This window comes from Streptomyces asoensis (assembly GCF_013085465.1).
GTDB classification, from domain to species: Bacteria; Actinomycetota; Actinomycetes; order Streptomycetales; family Streptomycetaceae; genus Streptomyces; species Streptomyces cacaoi_A.
The window spans coordinates 9,268,099-9,286,433 of sequence record NZ_CP049838.1; the positions used below are offsets into that span (position 1 = coordinate 9,268,099).

General features: G+C 71.0%; 11 protein-coding genes. 6 read left to right on the top strand and 5 right to left on the bottom strand.

The annotated features are described in order from the left end of the window. Positions 1-75: 75 nt before the first annotated feature. Entirely contained in the window at positions 76-1,596 is a 1,521-nt protein-coding gene (locus tag G9272_RS41095; protein ID WP_171401286.1) for a glycosyltransferase family 39 protein, read from the bottom strand. 128 nt (positions 1,597-1,724) lie between these two features. On the opposite strand from G9272_RS41095, the gene G9272_RS41100 reads away from it, so the two are divergent. Together G9272_RS41100 and G9272_RS41105 are read left to right on the top strand one after the other, a co-directional pair. Further along, on the top strand, positions 1,725-2,405 hold the full coding sequence (locus tag G9272_RS41100; protein WP_171401287.1) for a response regulator transcription factor: 681 nt from the start codon (positions 1,725-1,727) through the stop codon (positions 2,403-2,405). Then, positions 2,392-3,861 (top strand): sensor histidine kinase, encoded by a 1,470-nt coding sequence (locus G9272_RS41105; RefSeq protein ID WP_171401288.1) that lies wholly within the window; start codon positions 2,392-2,394, stop codon positions 3,859-3,861. The genes G9272_RS41100 and G9272_RS41105 overlap by 14 nt, the downstream gene beginning before the upstream one ends. A 78-nt stretch (positions 3,862-3,939) precedes the next feature. Here G9272_RS41105 and G9272_RS41110 read toward each other — a convergent pair whose 3' ends face one another. Beyond that, on the bottom strand, positions 3,940-5,085 hold the full coding sequence (locus tag G9272_RS41110) for a PucR family transcriptional regulator (protein WP_171401289.1): 1,146 nt from the start codon (positions 5,083-5,085) through the stop codon (positions 3,940-3,942). 229 nt (positions 5,086-5,314) lie between these two features. On the opposite strand from G9272_RS41110, the gene G9272_RS41115 reads away from it, so the two are divergent. Beyond that, positions 5,315-7,096 (top strand): FAD-binding dehydrogenase, encoded by a 1,782-nt coding sequence (locus G9272_RS41115; protein WP_171401290.1) that lies wholly within the window; start codon positions 5,315-5,317, stop codon positions 7,094-7,096. 130 nt (positions 7,097-7,226) lie between these two features. Then, complete coding sequence (locus tag G9272_RS41120) at positions 7,227-10,601, top strand: pyruvate carboxylase (RefSeq protein WP_171401291.1); 3,375 nt, start codon at positions 7,227-7,229, stop codon at positions 10,599-10,601. An 18-nt stretch (positions 10,602-10,619) separates the two neighbouring features. On the opposite strand, the gene G9272_RS41125 is transcribed toward G9272_RS41120, so the two are convergent. Next, on the bottom strand, positions 10,620-11,591 hold the full coding sequence (locus G9272_RS41125) for an STM4015 family protein (RefSeq protein ID WP_171401292.1): 972 nt from the start codon (positions 11,589-11,591) through the stop codon (positions 10,620-10,622). A gap of 385 nt (positions 11,592-11,976) precedes the next feature. Here G9272_RS41125 and G9272_RS41130 point away from each other — a divergent pair, with 385 nt between their 5' ends. Beyond that, the gene (locus G9272_RS41130) at positions 11,977-13,134 is read left to right on the top strand and encodes a M23 family metallopeptidase (RefSeq protein WP_171402394.1); all 1,158 of its coding nucleotides are present in this window, start codon (positions 11,977-11,979) and stop codon (positions 13,132-13,134) included. A gap of 33 nt (positions 13,135-13,167) precedes the next feature. Here G9272_RS41130 and G9272_RS41135 read toward each other — a convergent pair whose 3' ends face one another. Together G9272_RS41135 and G9272_RS41140 are read right to left on the bottom strand one after the other, a co-directional pair. After that, entirely contained in the window at positions 13,168-15,198 is a 2,031-nt protein-coding gene (locus G9272_RS41135) for a trypsin-like serine peptidase (protein WP_171401293.1), read from the bottom strand. A gap of 1 nt (position 15,199) precedes the next feature. Then, the gene (locus G9272_RS41140; protein WP_171401294.1) at positions 15,200-17,053 is read right to left on the bottom strand and encodes a peroxidase family protein; all 1,854 of its coding nucleotides are present in this window, start codon (positions 17,051-17,053) and stop codon (positions 15,200-15,202) included. 417 nt (positions 17,054-17,470) lie between these two features. Here G9272_RS41140 and G9272_RS41145 point away from each other — a divergent pair, with 417 nt between their 5' ends. Further along, a complete protein-coding gene (locus G9272_RS41145; RefSeq protein WP_171401295.1) occupies positions 17,471-18,334 on the top strand; it encodes a leishmanolysin-related zinc metalloendopeptidase in 864 nt (287 codons plus the stop codon). The last annotated feature ends 1 nt before the right edge of the window (position 18,335 follow it).

Genomic DNA, 18,335 nt, shown 5'->3' on the forward strand with positions numbered 1-18,335 from the left:
TGCAGGTCATGGGGGTGGCATGGGTGGGTGAGGTCATGCTCGTGCCGGTCGGCGGCACCAGTCGCGGTCACCTCATCACCCCACCGCTTGCCCGGGGCTGTTGGATCCAGGACCGGCCTTCGGAGACGGGGCGTGGTCTCGGACATAGACGGTGACTCGCGCCCCGTTGACGTGAGTTGTTCCGTATTCGCGGAAGTGGCGCCGCAGGGTGTTTGTTTTCGCTTCCTCCTGAGGGTTGGTCAGCGAGTGCACACCCACCGCGCGGACCACGACGATCCGGTCGAATTCCAGCATGCGTGCCGCAATTTCCTGGGCGGGAAGCTCGAAACCTGCAAGTGTGTTCGACGAAACGGGGTCCTGTGCCAGGGCGAGATCTGTCAGGAAACGGGTGTCCTCGGGGTTGGCCGCAGTCAGGATCCGGTGCCGGCCGGTGAGATAGAGCAGCCCGTCGCCGGGACGGCCTTCCTTGCGTACGGCGGCGCCGATGGCGGTGACGTCATTGCTCCGGCTCTGGGGCGTCCTCAGCGAAAGGCTCGGCTGGACGAGCGCGGCCAGTACGGCAACCGCCGCGATCCACACGTAGCGGGAAAACCGCTGCCGCCGGAGGAGGTGATCCATCCAGGCGCCCAGCAGCAAGGCGACTCCGATATTGCTGTAGAGCACATATCGGTCGACGAAAAGGGGCTTGACCGGTGAGGCGATCAGCAGCAGAAGGCCGGGAAGCACAAGAATCGGCACAGCCAGCGCGGAAAGCCGAACGGGCCCGCTCACCCTCAGGGGCGCCAGGGCACACACCACGCCCACGACCGCCACCACCAGGAAATAACCAGGCCGCACCGGTCCGCCGATCCAGGACACCTGCTCCGACTGCCCCGCACTGCGGATCGCCAGCGGCAACAGCCCGGCCACAACGCCCGCGGCTGCCACACTCCACGCCCTCAGTACCGGTCGTGGAACACGGGAGACGACCAGTGTGACGCCGTGTGCGACCAGGGCGAGGACCGCGAACTCATGGAGCAGACAGGCCAGCAGCATGGTGGAGCCATAGACCGCCCACCGCCACCGGGCGCGATGCGGGACGCTGACCACGAGCGCATAGGTGGCCCAGGCGACCAGGGCGCAGACCATGGCATACGAACGGCCTTCCTGCGCGAACTTCTGTACCTGGGGAAGGAGCGGAAACACCAGCCCGGCCAGCAGCCCGGCACGGGGTCCCGCCAGGCGTAGTGCCAGAAGCCCGACTCCGCTCGCCGCCGCGGACATCGCCAGCACGGACGGCAGCCGCAACGTCAGCAGCCCTCCGCCGAAGAGACCGAAGATCTCGTGCATCACGGCGTAGTAGAGGGCATGGACCAGATCAATGTGCTGGGCGGTGAGCCATATCTGCGAAAGATCGCGGTGCGCGAGCTGATAGGTGACGGACTCGTCCCCCCACATGGTGTTCTGCCTGCGGACACCCCAGAGCCCCAGAGCGATGGTCAGCGACAAGGGCGCGATGACGACAACGGCCTTGGCCGGGCTCGGTGATGGTCGACGGGCGGGTACGGGAGGGGAAACCGTCCTGGCCGCGGCGGGGGCACGTTCATCAACGGACATCGGCGACAGGGCCTTTCAGCAGTGGCGAAGACACTCCGCCAGCGTGCCGGGACCTCGTTGACCGGTTGCTGACCCAACCTGACCGGCCGATCAGGAAGGCGGGCCGGCGCTGTGCGAGGCTGCACCACATGCGCATCCTGGTGGTCGAAGACGAGGTGGACCTTGCCCACACCCTGCACACCGGTCTGACCGCCGAGGGCTACAGCGTCGACCTCGCCCATGACGGCCGGCAGGGACTGTGGATGGCCCGGACCGGCGAATACGCCCTTGTCGTACTGGACTTGATGCTGCCCGGACTCAACGGCTACAAGGTCTGCGCCCAGCTGCGCCGGGAGGGCAACGCGACCCCCATCCTGGTACTCACCGCCAAGGACGGGGACTGGGATCAGGCAGAGGCCCTGGACACGGGGGCCGACGACTACCTGGCCAAACCCTTCTCCTACGTGGTGCTCGTCGCACGGCTGCGGGCCCTGGTCAGACGAGCCGCCACGGTCGCCCCGCCCGTCCTTGCCGTGGGCGACCTCTCGTTGGATGTCGCCGGCCGGGTCTGCCGCCGGGCCGGGGCCCGGGTGGAACTCACACCCCGGGAGTTCGCCGTGCTGGAGCTGCTGGCCCGCCGGGCGGGCCAGGCGGTCTCCAAAACGGATCTGCTCTATCACGCGTGGCCCGACGAAGCAGAGGATCCCAACCTGGTGGAGGCGCGCGTCAGCGCCCTGCGCAAGAAGGTGGACGCCGCGTTCCACCGGCAGTCCCTCCAGACCGTACGGGGTACCGGCTACCGACTGGTGGACGACCGTGAACGCGACTGAGCCGCGACGCCGCTGGTGGCCGCGTTCGGTACGAGCCGGCGCGGCCCTGGCCGCCGCCTCGACCGCCGCCGTCATCCTGGTCGGCATCGGCTGGTGGGTCCACCACGACGTCTACCGCCAGAGCACACAGATCGCCGAAGATCAAGCCAAGGGTCAACTCTGGTCCCTCTGCGACAAGTTGGAACAGGGTGTCATTCCCGACTCCACAAGCACTGTGCCGTACGAGGTCGTCGCGACCGACCGACGCACCGCTGTCGCCTACGGCGGAGGCATGGACGACTTCGCTCCCGGCACCCACCACGTGATGCCCGCCCCGCCGAAAGCCTTGAGGGCCGAGCTCATCACCACCGTCCGCCTACCTGCGAACCCCGACTACGACCCTAGTGACAAATTCTCAGTAGCCGGCGGGAGCAATCAGGTCATCACGGCCGATATCCGGGCCGATGGACTGAGCAATGACAAAGCCGCCGCTCTGGGCGTCGCCGCCCACGCCAACCTGCGGGTCTATGTTGTGGTGCTCCCGCACACAGCCGAGGCAATCACCGAGACCACCGACCGTCTGCTGCTGCGGGCCGGGCTCGTCGGCCTCGTACTGATCGCCGCCGCCGCCTACTTCGCCGTCCGCATCGCGCTGCGGCCGGTCGAAGCCATCCGCGTCCTCACCGCCTCGGTCACCGCGAGCGACCCCCGTGAACGCGTCACCGTCCCCGCCACGGGACACGAGATCACCGCCCTGGCCACCACCATCAACAGCACCCTCCAGCGCCTCGACGACGCCGCCGCCCAGCAACGTCGCTTCGTCGCGGACGCCGCCCACGAACTACGCAGCCCCCTCACCACGCTGCTGGCCAGTCTGGAAGTCGCGCTCGCCTATCCGGAACGCACCGACTGGCCCGCCGCGGCCACCACCGCCGCACGACAGACCCGCCGCCTCCACGCCCTCGCCGAAGACCTGCTGCTCCTCGCCCGCCTCGACACCCGCACCCCCGTGGCCGGCTCCGAAACCGTCGACCTGACAGCCCTCGCCTTGCGGCTGACCGAGCAGTACCCCCTCACCGAACGACCGTTGACCCTCACCTGCGACAGCACCGCCCCCGCACACGCACACGGAAACCCGGACGAATACGAACGGCTGCTGCGCAACCTCATCGACAACGCCGCCCGCCACGCCGCACACCGCATCCAGATCACCATCCGAAACCAGGACGCCTGGGTCGTCCTCACGGTGCACGACGACGGACCGGGCGTGCCCACCGAGGACGCCGAGCGCATCTTCGAACGCTTCGTCCGGCTCGATGACGCCCGCTCCCGCGACCACGGCGGCACCGGCCTGGGCCTCGCCATCGCCCGCGACCTGGCCCACCGCCGCCGAGGCACCCTCACCCTCACCCCCCGGCCCCTCGGAGCATGCTTCCAGCTACGCCTTCCCCGAGCCCCCACCACGGCCGAGAAATGACGCGCTTCGCCGCGGCAGCCCTTCGACGGTGGTGGCGACGACAGCAGTGACCCGGCGGTCATCACCGGCCACAGGAACTCAGCGACGTGTTGACGACTCCAGCCATGCGGTCAGGGCCCACCACCAGTGCAATGCGGCCAGCGGGCCGTCGCCGTCCGCGAGGGACGTGGAGGTGATCTGCCGGAGTCGGCCGAGCCGGTAGCGGACGGTGTTGGGGTGGGTGAACAGCGCCGCGGCGGTCTGGTCGAGACGGCGGCCGTTGTCCAGGAACGCCAGGGCGGTCAGGGCGAGCTGACGGTGGAACGCGTCCGCCGGATCGAGGGAGCCGAGCAGCTTCCGGCTCAACAGCTCGCCCAGGGAAGGCTGTTCGGCCAGCGCGATCCGGGCGGCGAAGTCCGTGACGTCGTACAGGCCGTGCAGGCCGTGTTGCCGGCCGAGATCCACGGCGCGCACGCACAGCCGGTACAGCGCGGGCAGCTCCGGCAGGGGTGCGGCGGGCGCGATCACGACGAGCGCCTCGGGATCGACCTCGTCGGCCTCCGGCGGCCGCGGGCACAGTCCGGCCGTGCGGCCGTCGAGCGGCACGGTCACCGCGTGCGGGGAGCGCACCGCCCGCGCGGGCGCGGGAGCCGCGACCAGGCAGTGGTAGTGCCCGGCGGCGTCCGCCCGGACTCCGGCGCGCGCCAACTCCTCCTCACGCGGCGGGACTTCGCCGAGCAGCGCCTGGTGCAGCAGCCGGGTGCGGACGGCGCCCAGCGCGCGTGGCGACTCGTGTTCGGCGGCGCGGTAGCCGTGGATCACCTGCCGTTCCATCGCCGCGCCGTACTCCTGGAGCCGCAGGACGACCGACAGCAGTGCCCGGTCCGAGACCCCCGCCGAACGGCACCGGTCCACCACGATCTCCGCCGCGCGGCCCAGCGCCGCCTGCACGCCCCGCAGGACGACCGTCATCGGCACGCCCTGCACGGCACGGTCGGCGCCCAGCAGGAGGGCGGCCGTGAAGTCCTGATCGTCGACCGACCCGGTCCGCTCCGGTGCGGTGAACCAGGGGTCGGCCGCGCGGAGCATCGCCGTCACATGCGACCGGGTCGCCTCCTCGGTCAGCCGGGACAGTTCGGGGGAGCGGCTGCGGGCGGCGTGCACGAGCTCGACGCACACATCGACGTCGGCGGCCATGTCCCGCAGGACCCTGGCGACCGGCTCCGGTCCGTGGACGACGGTCATGGTCCCCCCTCCGCCCGGACGCTGTCGCCGAGCCACAAGCGAGCGGCGCTCACATTGACGCCCGCGCACTACCGGAGCCGTGTGACGACCTGGTTTCCTGTTGGGCTACCGACGGTAACAGTGCAGCTGTCGCAGGAACACCCCTCAGTCACGCCACCCATGGACCGACCAAGGCTTTCCCGAGCACGGTCCAAGCACCGCCCCCGCGAAGCCTCCAGGAGGGCCGCTCATGGACACCCCCGAAGCCGATGGAATCACCCGTCGCCACGCCCTGACCGTGGCGGGCGGAGTCCTCGCGGGCGCGACCCTCGCCGCACAGGCCTTCCCCGCGTACGGCGCCACCCAGGACGCCGACGCGATCGTCGTCGGCCACGGACTCGCCGGACTCGTCGCCACCGCCGAACTCGCCGCGGCCGGACGCAAGGTGCTCCTCCTCGACCAGGAACCCGAGGCGAGCATCGGTGGCCAGGCGTTCTGGTCCTTCGGCGGACTGTTCTTCGTCAACTCCGACGAACAGCGCCTGATGGGCGTCAAGGACACCTACGACCTGGCCTGGCAGGACTGGCAGGGCACGGCCGGCTTCGACCGGGGCGTCGACGACCCCAAGGGCCAGGACTACTGGGCGTACCAGTGGGCCAAGGCGTACGTGGAGTTCGCGTCCGGCGAGAAGCGGTCCTGGCTCTCCGGACTCGGCGTCCAGTGGTTCCCGATCGTCGGCTGGGCGGAGCGCGGCGGCGGTCTCGCCACCGGACACGGCAACTCCGTACCCCGCTTCCACGTCACCTGGGGCACCGGACCGGCGGTCGTCGAGCCGTTCGAGAAGAAGGTGCGGGCCGCGGTCGCCGACAACAAGGTGACGTTCAAGTTCCGGCACCGCGTGGACGAGATCGTCACCACCGGGGGAGTCGTCACCGGCGTCCGCGGGGCCGTCCTGGAGCCCAGCAGCGTGGCCCGCGGCAAGCCCAGCTCCCGCACGGTCGTCGGCGACTTCGAGCTGCGCGCCCCGGTCGTCGTCGTCACCTCCGGCGGCATCGGTGCCAACCACGACCTGGTCCGGCAGAACTGGCCCGCCCGGATGGGCACCCCGCCGAAGTTCATGGTCACGGGCGTTCCCGCGCATGTCGACGGCCGCATGCTGGGCATCACCGAGAAGGCGGGCGGGCGCATCGTCAACCCCGACCGCATGTGGCACTACACCGAGGGCCTGCGCAACTACGACCCGATCTGGCCCGGCCACGGCATCCGTATCCTCCCCGGCCCGTCCTCGATGTGGTTCGACGCGACGGGCAAGCGGTTCAACACGCCCGACATCCCGGGCTACGACACCCTGCACACCCTCAAGACCATCACCGACTCGGGCTACGACTACTCCTGGTTCGTCACCACCCAGAAGATCATCGCCAAGGAGTTCGCGCTCTCCGGCTCCGAACAGAACCCCGACCTCACCAACAAGAACGTCTGGCAGCTGCTGTCCCGGATCTGGCAGACCCCGGAGCCGATCGAGAAGTTCAAGAACAAGGGCGAGGACTTCGTCGTAGCCTCGACGCTCACCGACCTCGTCGCCGGCATGAACAAGCTGACCGGCACCTCACTGATCGACCTCGCCGACCTCAAGCGGCAGATCGAGGCCCGGGACCGGGAGATCGACAACGCGTACACCAAGGACGTCCAGGTCATGGGCATCCGCAACGCCCTGAACTACACCGGCGACTCACTCAGCCGGACGGCCGCCATCCACCGGATCCTCGACTCGAGCGCGGGACCGCTGATCGCCGTACGCCTCAACGTCCTCACCCGCAAGACCCTCGGCGGTCTCCAGACCGACCTCTCCGGCCGGGTCCTGAACGCGGCCGGGAACCCCGTGCCCGGTCTGTACGCGGCCGGAGAGGTCGCCGGCTTCGGCGGCGGCGGTGTCCACGGCTACCGCTCCCTCGAGGGCACGTTCCTCGGCGGCTGTCTGTTCTCCGGACGCCAGGCGGGACGGGCCGCCGCTGCGGCGACGGCGACCTGACCGGGCGTCGAATGTAGTCGGGCACGGTCCGATCGAGCGAGACATGGGCCGAGTGGCCCGACTCACATGGCCAACCCGGTCACGCACCGACACGATGGTCCTCGTCACCGCCAGGCTGAAGGGGTCCCCGATGTTCCGCAAGGTGCTGGTCGCCAACCGTGGTGAGATCGCGATCCGTGCGTTTCGCGCCGGCTATGAGCTGGGTGCGCGCACGGTCGCGGTCTTCCCGCACGAGGACCGCAACTCACTCCACCGGCAGAAGGCCGACGAGGCCTACGAGATCGGCGAGCAAGGGCACCCGGTGCGCGCTTATCTCTCCGTCGAGGAGATCGTCGGCGCCGCGCGCCGGGCGGGCGCCGACGCCGTCTACCCGGGCTACGGGTTCCTCTCCGAGAACCCCGAACTCGCGCGTGCCTGCGAGGAGGCGGGCATCACGTTCGTCGGCCCCGACGCGCGCACCCTCGAACTGACCGGGAACAAGGCGAGCGCGGTGGCGGCGGCCCGCGCGGCGGGCGTGCCCGTGCTCGGCTCGTCCGCGCCCTCCAACGACATCGACGAACTGGTCCGGGCCGCCGAGGAGATCGGCTTCCCCCTGTTCGTCAAGGCGGTCGCCGGAGGCGGCGGACGGGGCATGCGCCGCGTCGAGGACCCGGCCGTGCTGCGCGAGTCCATCGAGGCGGCCTCCCGCGAGGCCGCGTCCGCCTTCGGTGACCCGACCGTCTTCCTGGAGAAGGCCGTCGTCGACCCGCGCCACATCGAGGTGCAGATCCTCGCCGACGGCGAGGGCAACGTCATCCACCTCTTCGAGCGCGACTGCTCGGTCCAGCGCCGTCACCAGAAGGTGATCGAGCTGGCCCCCGCGCCCAACCTCGCCCCGGAGCTGCGCGACCGCATCTGCGCCGACGCGGTGCGCTTCGCCCGGCAGATCGGCTACCGCAACGCCGGTACCGTCGAGTTCCTCCTCGACCCCGCGGGCAACCACGTCTTCATCGAGATGAACCCGCGCATCCAGGTCGAGCACACGGTGACCGAGGAGGTCACCGACGTCGACCTCGTCCAGGCCCAGCTGCGCATCGCCGCCGGCGAGACCCTGGCCGACCTCGGCCTGTCCCAGGAGACGGTCACCCTGCACGGCGCCGCCCTCCAGTGCCGGATCACCACCGAGGACCCCGCCAACGGCTTCCGCCCCGACACCGGCCGCATCAGCGCCTACCGCTCGCCCGGCGGGTCCGGCATCCGTCTCGACGGCGGCACCACCCACGCGGGTACCGAGATCAGCGCGCACTTCGACTCGATGCTGGTCAAACTCACCTGCCGGGGACGGGACTTCGAGACCGCGATCAAGCGGGCCCGGCGTGCCGTGGCCGAGTTCCGGATCCGGGGTGTGTCCACCAACATCCCGTTCCTCCAGGCCGTCCTGGACGACCCGGACTTCCAGGGCGGGCGCGTCACGACGTCGTTCATCGAAGAGCGCCCGCACCTGCTCACCGCACGCTCCTCGGCCGACCGCGGCACCAAGCTGCTGACCTACCTCGCCGACGTCACGGTGAACAAGCCGCACGGCGAGCGGCCCGAGCTGATCGACCCGGTCACCAAGCTGCCGTCGGTGCCCGACACCGAGCCGCCCGCGGGCTCCCGCCAGCGCCTGGTCCAGCTCGGCCCCGAGGGCTTCGCCCGCCAACTGCGCGAGTCGCCGACCATCGGCGTCACCGACACCACCTTCCGCGACGCCCACCAGTCCCTGCTGGCCACCCGCGTCCGCACCAAGGACCTCCTCGCCTCGGCCCCGCTGGTCGCCCGCACCCTGCCCCAGCTGCTGTCCCTGGAGTGCTGGGGCGGCGCCACCTACGACGTCGCCCTGCGCTTCCTCGCCGAGGACCCGTGGGAGCGGCTGGCGGCCCTGCGCGAGGCCGTCCCCAACATCTGCCTCCAGATGCTGCTGCGCGGCCGCAACACCGTCGGCTACACGCCCTACCCGACCGAGGTGACCGACGCCTTCGTGCAGGAGGCCGCCGCCACCGGCATCGACATCTTCCGCATCTTCGACGCGCTCAACGACGTCGGCCAGATGCGGCCCGCCATCGACGCCGTACGGGAGACGGGGACGGCCGTCGCCGAGGTCGCCCTCTGCTACACCTCCGACCTGTCCGACCCGAACGAGCGGCTCTACACCCTCGACTACTACCTCCGCCTGGCCGAGCAGATCGTCGAGGCGGGCGCCCACGTGCTGGCCGTCAAGGACATGGCGGGCCTGCTGCGCGCCCCGGCCGCCGCGAAGCTCGTATCGGCGCTGCGCCGTGAGTTCGACCTGCCGGTGCACCTGCACACCCACGACACCGCCGGCGGCCAGCTCGCCACCTACCTGGCCGCGATCCAGGCCGGCGCGGACGCCGTCGACGGCGCCGTGGCCTCCATGGCGGGCACGACCTCGCAGCCCTCGCTGTCCGCGATCGTCGCCGCGACCGACCACTCCGAGCGGCCCACCGGCCTCGACCTCCAGGCCGTCGGCGATCTGGAGCCGTACTGGGAGGGCGTCCGCAAGATCTACGCCCCCTTCGAGGCCGGCCTGGCGTCCCCGACCGGACGCGTCTACCACCACGAGATCCCCGGCGGACAGCTGTCCAACCTGCGCACCCAGGCCGTCGCGCTCGGCCTCGGCGACCGCTTCGAGGACATCGAGGCGATGTACGCCGCCGCCGACCGCATCCTCGGCCACCTGGTGAAGGTCACCCCGTCCTCCAAGGTGGTCGGCGACCTCGCCCTGCACCTGGTCGGCGCCGGAGTGTCCCCGCAGGACTTCGAGGCGTCGCCCGACCGTTACGACATCCCCGACTCCGTCATCGGCTTCCTGCGCGGCGAACTCGGCACCCCGCCCGGCGGCTGGCCCGAGCCGTTCCGCAGCAAGGCGCTGCGGGGCCGCGCCGAGGCCAAGCCCGTCCAGGAACTGACCACCGAGGACCGCGAGGGCCTGGAGAAGACCCGCCGCACCACCCTCAACCGGCTGCTCTTCCCCGGCCCGACCCGCGACTTCGAGACCCACCGCCAGGCCTACGGCGACACCAGCGTGCTCGACAGCAAGGACTTCTTCTACGGTCTGCGTCCGAGTAAGGAGTACGCCGTCGACCTCGAGCCGGGCGTCCGGCTCCTGATCGAGCTCCAGGCCGTCGGTGAGGCCGACGAGCGCGGTCTGCGCACGGTCATGTCCTCCCTGAACGGCCAACTGCGGCCCATCCAGGTCCGGGACAAGGCGGCGGCCTCCGACGTACCGGTGACCGAGAAGGCCGACCGCGCCAACCCCGGGCATGTCGCCGCGCCGTTCGCGGGCGTGGTCACCCTCGCGGTCGCCGAGGGGGACGAGGTGGAGGCCGGCGCGACCGTCGCCACCATCGAGGCGATGAAGATGGAGGCCACGATCACGGCTCCGAAGGCCGGCACGGTGTCGCGGCTGGCCATCAACCGGATCCAGCAGGTGGAGGGCGGCGACCTGCTGGTCGAGGTGGGGTGAGGTGACGGGCCGCGGACGTCACTCGCCCGCGGCCACGTACCGGTCGTCCGGGCCGTCCGCGTCCTCCCGGCCCGACACGTCCACCTTCACGCCGTAGGGCTCCAGAGCCTGCCGTATCCGCTCCGCCATCGCCTCGGACAGGTAGTGGTGGTGCAGGTCCAGCTCCTGGAGATGCACCAGCGGCTGACCGCTCAGCAGAGCCGCGGCGCCCGTGTCGGACAGGGTGCCGCGGCCCAGGTGCAGGGCCGTCAGCCGGGCCACCACGGGCGCCGCGGCTACGGCGGCGGCCACCTCGTCCTGATTGTCGCCGTTCTGGAGACCCAGGCGGCGCAGGGCGGGCAGCCGGGAGCCGTCCAGGATCGGCGCGAGGTCGGCCACGGTGGTGGTACGGCCGTACCACTCCGCGCCCAGCCACAGGTCCAGATGCTCCAGCGCGGGCAGCTCCGATGCGGCGACCCCGTGCACCACCTCGGCCGGCAGCCCGCCGTTCTCGAAGCGGAGGATCCGCAGACTCTCATGGCGCAACGGTGTGAACTCCAGCCCCGGACCGCCGCCGAAGCCACCGCCCGAACCGCGAACGGCGAGCTCCTCCAGCCCCGGGTAGGCGGCGAGGAACGGGCTGACGTCGCCCTGGACGATCCAGGAGAGCTCGCACTCCTCGAATTCGAGGTCCGCGAGATAGAGGGCCCGAAGGCCGGTCAGCCGGTCCGCCGCACCGGCGAGGCGCTCCGCTACCTCCTCGGGCCCGTCGCCGGCGTCGTGCTCGCTGCCGTAGGCGCCCGCCCCGAGGACGAGGGCGCGCACCCGCGAGGGGTCCACGGTGTCCAGGAAACGGTTCCAGCACTCGTCGAAGTCCTCCGGTTCGTTCTCGTGCCGGAAGATTTTCCAGGCGACGGTCTCCTCCGCCGGCAAGGCCGCGGCGTCCACGCCGGGCAGGGGGAAGTCGTAGACCGGCAGGCCGTGCAGTTCCGAGATGTGGCTGATGGTCAAGGCAGGAACCTTCCGAGAGCGGACGGCGGCCGGCACCTCACAGCCCGGCCTGTGCGGCGTCCTTCTTACCAACTCCCACCGACAGTCCCCCGGGGGGCGCTGCCCGCATGGGCAGCAGGTCTGCCCTCGCGTCCGGTGACGCGCGCCGGGTCACCCGCTAACGTCCGTCCGTGAACAACTGCACTTTGCCGCAGCGGCCGTTGACCCGTCGTCCGGAGTCCGCCGCGTGAGCGACGAGCCCGCCGTCGAGACCCCTGCGCACGAGGCCGTCATCGCCCCGGAGGCCCCCGCCCCGGAGGCCCCCGCACCGGTGGCACCGGCTCCGGAAGCACCGGCTCCGGAGGCCCCCGCCCCGGAGGCCCCCGCCCCGGAGGCCCCCGCACCGGTGGCACCGGCCCCGGAGGCACCGGCTCCGGAAGCACCCGCCCCGGAAGCGCCCGCACCGGTGGCACCGGCCCCGGAAGCGCCGGCTCCGGAAGCACCCGCCCCGGAAGCACCCGCCCCACGCCCCCGTCGGCGCGGCCCCGGCCCCTTCACGCTCCTGGTGCTGCCGGGCCTGGTCACCCTCACCACGGTCGCCGGGTTCCTCGCCCTGACCGGCGGGCTCCCCGACGACTGGAGTCCCGGGGAGAGCACATCGCAGGACGCCGCCGGCGGCGTCGACGCGAGCTACGGACCCTGGCTGCGCAAGTCCGCCGACGCCTGCACGGTCGTCACCCCGTCCGCCCTGGCCGCGCAGATCGACCAGCTCACCGGCTGGAGCAACGACAGTGCCACCACCTCCGGCGCGCAGGGCATCGCCGCCTTCACCGCTGCCGACTGGAGGACCTGGGGCAAGGACGACGACGGCAACGGCCGCTCCTCACCGAGCGATCCGGCCGACGCCATCATGGCGCTCGGCCGCCAGGACTGCTCCCTGGCCCAGCAGGTCACCGGTCTCAGAACCGACGGCACCGTCAACGGGGACCTGGTCGACCTCACCCTCGCCGCCTACGCGGTCGGCACGGACGCCGTGACGAAGGCGGGCGGCGTGCCCGCCGCGGCGCAGACCTACCTCACCGAGGTCAAGGCCCTGTTCGCGAAGTACGAGGCCTTCGACCGGGAGGACACGAGCGGCGGCGGTGTCCTGGCCGACGCGATCCTGGCACCGCCCGTCACCACCCTCACCATCACCTCCCCCTACGGCTCCCGCCAGCACCCCCTCACCGGCGTCACCAAACTCCACACCGGCGTGGACTTCGGCGCGCCCCAGGGCGCCCAGGTCTCCGCCGCCCGCGCGGGCACGGTCGTCTTCGCGGCCATGACCACGGCCTACGGCAACCGGGTCGTCGTCGACCACGGCACGATCGAGGGCAAACGGCTCCAGACGACGTACAGCCACCTGTCCGCCATCGACGTCACCGTGGGACAGACCGTGCAGACCGGGACCCCGCTCGGGCGGGTCGGCTCCACCGGCCTGTCCACCGGCCCCCATCTGCACTTCGAGGTGATCTACGACGGCTACTACGCCGACCCGCAGCCCTGGCTGGCGCTGAACGGCTGACGGCACCTCACGAGGGCCGGTGCCACGGCCGGCTCAGAGCGCGAGGCGGCTGCCGACCGACCGGGCGACGTCGGTGTGGGAGAGGTACTCCACGATGCTGTGGGCCCGGTCGCGGGCGTTGATGACGGCGAGGTCGGTCAGGCCGTCCGCCCAGTCGTCGGCCAGCGGGCATCCGATGGCGACCGCGTCGTTGGGGCACCACACGTTGAACCAGTCGGCGACCATGTCGGGACGCTTGGGCCCGCCCACGAGGAGCCTGCTGTACACACTGTCCAGGCCGAGGGGACTGCCGGCCGTGGTCAGATGGACGACGCTCACCCCGGGGGACAGCCGTGTGGTGAGGTCCAGGCCGACGACCGTGCCCAGGCTGTGACTGACGAGGACCACCTCGCCCGAGTCCGGCACCGCCTCGAGCACACAGTTCAGGATCTCCTCCCGGACGGGCCGGGCGTCGTCGAGGTACGCGGCCACGTCACGGAAGATCAGGGCGATGGCCCACGCGTCGAGGTCGCTCCTGGCGGCGAGCCAGCTCAGCCTCTTCTGGAGGGCACCGACGAGGTCGCCCAGGCCGAAGCCCTCGGTGGCCAGTTGCCGCTCCTGCGGCATGTTCCACTTCAGGGCCGCCTCGCCGATGATCTCCTCGTACACCGCGCGGGCGGACGGAGCGGAGGGCGCGACCACCTCCGCTGCCGTGGCGGTCGGCGCCTCGACCACGTGGGGGACGGCCTCGTGCGCGGTGAGGGCCTGCGCCAGCCTGTCGCCGTAGTAGGGGAACCAGACGTCCGCCGGGTCGACGGGAGGAAGCCCGGCGCGCACGAGCCCCTGGTTGAGCCCGGCCGCCCATGCGCGGCGCAGTTTCTCGGGGTCCTTGCCCTCCTGGGAACGACCGTGCAGGAAGACCAGGTGCCGGTCGCCGCCGAACGCGCCGTCCCGGGCGCGCAGGCCCGCCCGCGCGGAGGCCCGCTCGGGCGCCGGTGGCGGCGCGGCGACGACGGGTGCCGGGGCGGGCGCGGCGGCGGCCCGCGCCTGGGCCAGGCCCGCTTCGGGGCCGAGGCCGTCCAGCGGCGACGGCTGCGGGGAGGTGCGCGGGAGTGCGGCGAGGTGCTTGAGGATCGAGCTGATGCGCACGCCCTCGTTGGCCACCCAGTCGATGGCGTCGTCGCCGTCCCCGGGGCGCCAGACCTTCCCGTCCTGGCGCAGGACGCGGCCCTGGTCGTCCGTCCTGGGTACCCCGCTGTGATGGAGCGCGACGACCTCCCACTGGTCGTTGAAGACCGGGGAACCGGAGTTTCCGGGCTCGGTGTCCGTCCGGTAGTGGAGGAAGTCGTCGAGGCGCGTCTGGAGCATGTTGTCGCGTACGGCGATCTCCTTCAGACGGCCCATCGGGTGGCCGATGACGTTGACGGGCTCGCCGATCACCAGTTTCCCCGTCTGGGCGCTGAGCCGGTTCCAGCCGAACGTCTCCCCGGGGGGCCGCCCGTCCGGGCCGGAGGCGACGAACACCAGCGCGAAGTCGAGGCGTTCGTCCGCCGCGAAGAAGGCGTCGGGGTCGAGCTCCAGCCGTGTCGGCGCCTGGGGTGTGTTGTCGACGGTGACCTGGGCGTCGAACTCCACGAAGCACTGCCGGGAGGCGTCCGCGTCGGTGAGGACATGATGGTTGGTCATCAGCAGGCTCGGCGAGACGAGGAAGCCGGTGCCGAGCGGCAGCTCACGGCCGTTCTCCCGGACCGAGATCCGGGCGACGGTACGTGCGGCGCGGCTGCCGCGCGGCAGGAAACTCCAGGCCTGAAGCTCCTTGGACACCCCGAGGATGCGTTCGTACGCCGCGGTCGCGGCCAGCGGCTCCGCGCGGACGGCCTCCACCACCATGGCGGGAGACACCGCGTGCCGTTCGAGCAGACGGGCCGCGCGGGCCGCGAGTGCCTCCTCGGAGTCCGGGAAGGCGACCCCGGCGTCCTGCTGCCGCTCGACCGCGCGCCGCTCGTCGCCGGCCGCGCCGTACCGCACGGCGGCCGCCGCGACCTGGCGCTCCCGCTCGTCACGGGACCTGTCCGTCGCAGCCACGTCAGTTCACCGTCCTTCCGGCGGTGTGCCACGGCTGGAACGCGTTCGTCAGGCCCGCGAGCGCCGTGCGCAGCTCCGGGTGATGGCGCAGCAGCACCGTGATCATGCTGTTGTCGTCGATCCAGGCCATACCGGCCTTGGAGTACACCTCGGGCGTGTAGTACTCGGTGAAGAAGCGATCGCTGTTCAGCCGGCGCGAGGCCATCAGCACGAAGATGCGGAACGCCGTGTCGCTGAAGGCGAATCCGGCCGGCAGCCGCTCCGCGTACAGCCCGACCGTGAGATCGACCTTCTCGACGTCGCCGTCGTAGAGCCGCTCGATCTGCTCAGCCCACCGCGGATTGTCCGTCAGCTCCGCGAAGGTCTTCGCCGGCCTCAGCCGCAGCAGTCGCCGGAACTCGTTGTAGCGAGGGACGCCCAGCTCACGGGAGCGCAGGATGTCGGTGGCGGCGAGGTCCTGAAGACGGCCGTCGGGACGCTCGAACTCCTGGAGGAATCGGGGGAAGTTGTGCAGGGTTACCAGTCCGGGGTGCAGGGTGCCGAAGCTGTAGAGCAGATCGGCCGTCCCGGTGGTCTCCAGGACCTTCAGCGCACCGGGGCCCGAGATGTCACGGAGGGTGCAGTGCCGCAGGGTCGCGTCGTCGGCGGCGGAGCGCAGGTGCCATTCGTCCCGGATCAGGGGGTGCATGCGGTAGACGGCGACGAACTCCTCCGTGAGGGAGTACGGGACGCCGTAGTGGTCGGTCTCGCCCCCGGGTATACCGCTGACGACCTCGCTGCGGCTGATCCGGCCGAAGAGGTTGTGGACGCGCTCGCCCGCGAGGCCCCACCAGTTGGCGCGCAGGGCCGTGACGGTGGTGGGGTGACTGATCACGGCAGGGGTCCACTCCACGGTGTGGATCTTTGCGAGCAGTGCGGCGTTGATCAGACGGGCGCGCTGGAACAACTCCTCATCGCCCCAGGACGGGTACGCGCCGTGCAGGTGGTCGCAGATCGCGTTGTGTTCCCTGGCGAACAGGTGCTGCATCATCGCCAGACCCAGCCAGAAGCCGGGCACCCGCGAGGGATCGCGGGAGGGGTCCGAGGGGAACGGGGACTGCTCGTCGTCCCACAGGTGCACCTTGCCCAGCTCGCCGGTGCGCATCAGGCGCTGCTCGGTCTCGTTCGACCCGTAGAGCTGCGAGGCGTCCCACCAGTGGGAGGAGACGTTCACCCGGGTGTCGGGCGTCCCGGCCGGCGCCGCGGGGTCGCGGGTCGGGTCGTCCGGTGTCCGCATGATCCGCATGGGCTGTTCCGGCCACGGGTCGTCGTCCATGAGCGGGAGTTCCCAGGGCCGCTCCGTGGGGCTCGTACCGTGGCTGAACCAGTCGCGGACCATGAACTGGAGCCAGGCGGCGACCAGCGAGTTGACCGACTCCGCCGGGGTCAGCCCGTCCCGGGTGAGCAGCGCGCGGCTGACCTCGCGGGGGCTCGGCCGCGACAGGACGTCCTCGGGCGCGGCCGGGGCGATCCGGTCCAGCGGGATGTTCCGGCCGAAGCGGGTGCCCGCCATGCCCGTCCGAGGCTCGCCGAGGTCGTTGTGGCTGCCGTCGGCGGTCCGGTTGACCTTGTGGCTCTCGGACGGGGGCGCCGGATCGGGGAGATCGGCCGAGGGCAGACGACCTGTGTCGTGGAGGTTCTTCTGCCGGAGCCTGACGCGCAGCCCGAGAAGGGTCAGCAGACCCGGCAGCACGGGCAGCCTGTCCCAGCCGACGCGCCGGTCGACGTACTCTGCGCCGCCGGTGACGATCCGCCAGGGCAAGGACGTACGGTATCCGGCCGCGGGGCGCCGTGCGGCGCGTCGTCGCTCGCTCATCACGTTGCTCCTGTTCCTGCACGAAAACGGCGCACGCCGTCGTGGACAACGGCCAAGGAACGAAGGGGCGAAGGAGCGAAGGAGTCGAAGCCTGCGGCAACCGCCTGTCCTGGCCGATCGGCCGGGGTCGGGCGAGGGCCGCCGACGGCGACCGGCCGAGCCCACCTTCGGTACCGGCGCGCAAATACCCTCAAAACACTCCGAATACCATGTTATGAGAGCCGCCGCTCACCCGCACCTCAAGGACCGGAGTCTGCGCACGACGGCGGTACCGTCAATTGTCCGATTTGCCTCGGGGGCGGGCAACTCGATCACCCGAAATCGGCAGGGGGCGCCGACGCGCACCCCGCCACCCTGTCGGCCTAGTGTGGGAAGAGGGGTGACTCTTCGTCCGGGCCGACATGGAGGACAGCCGTGATGAGCAAGGTCGCCACCAACACCTTCCAGACGTATCGAGCGGTCGCCAGTTTCGAGCGGGCCAGAGAGATAGCCCGCACGACGTCACCGTTCACCATCGAAATCCGCTTCCTCGGCGGACTGACGGGCACTCAGCAGGACGCCTTCGCCGCGGCGGCCGACCGTTGGGCGAAGGTCATCGTCGGGGATCTGGACACCGCGCTCGTCAACGGCGACGTCATCGACGACCTGCTCATCGAGGCCGAAGGGGTCACCATCGACGGTCCCGGCCGCGTACTGGGGATGGCCGGTCCCACCGACTTCCGCGACGACTCCGCGCAGTTCGGCGCGTTCCTGCCGGCGAAGGGCGTGATGAGGTTCGACGCCGCCGATCTCACCCAGATGGAAGCGGACGGCACGCTCGTCGATGTGATCACCCACGAGATGGGACACGTCCTGGGTATCGGCACCCTGTGGACGGCGTTCGGCCTCCTCAAGGGCGCCGGCACCCAGAACCCCACTTTCGTCGGTGCCCGCGCGATGGCCGAGTTCGCCGCACTCCTCGGTGAGGAGGACCCGGCCCCGGTGCCGGTCGCCAACTTCGGCGGGCCCGGTACCCAGGACAGCCACTGGCGTGAGGCGGTTTTCGTCAACGAACTCATGTCGCCGTTCATCTCCGGAGCCGGCAACCCACTGAGCCGGATGACCGCGGCGAGCCTCGGCGACCTCGGCTACCAGGTCGACCTCGACGGCGCCGAACCCTACACACTGCCGATTCTGCTCCAGATCGCCAGGGAGGGCGCCCTCGTACCGCACACGGCGCCACTCGGTGACGGCATGATGCTTCCGGTGGTGCCGACGCGGTTGCCCGCCGCGACTCCGTAGG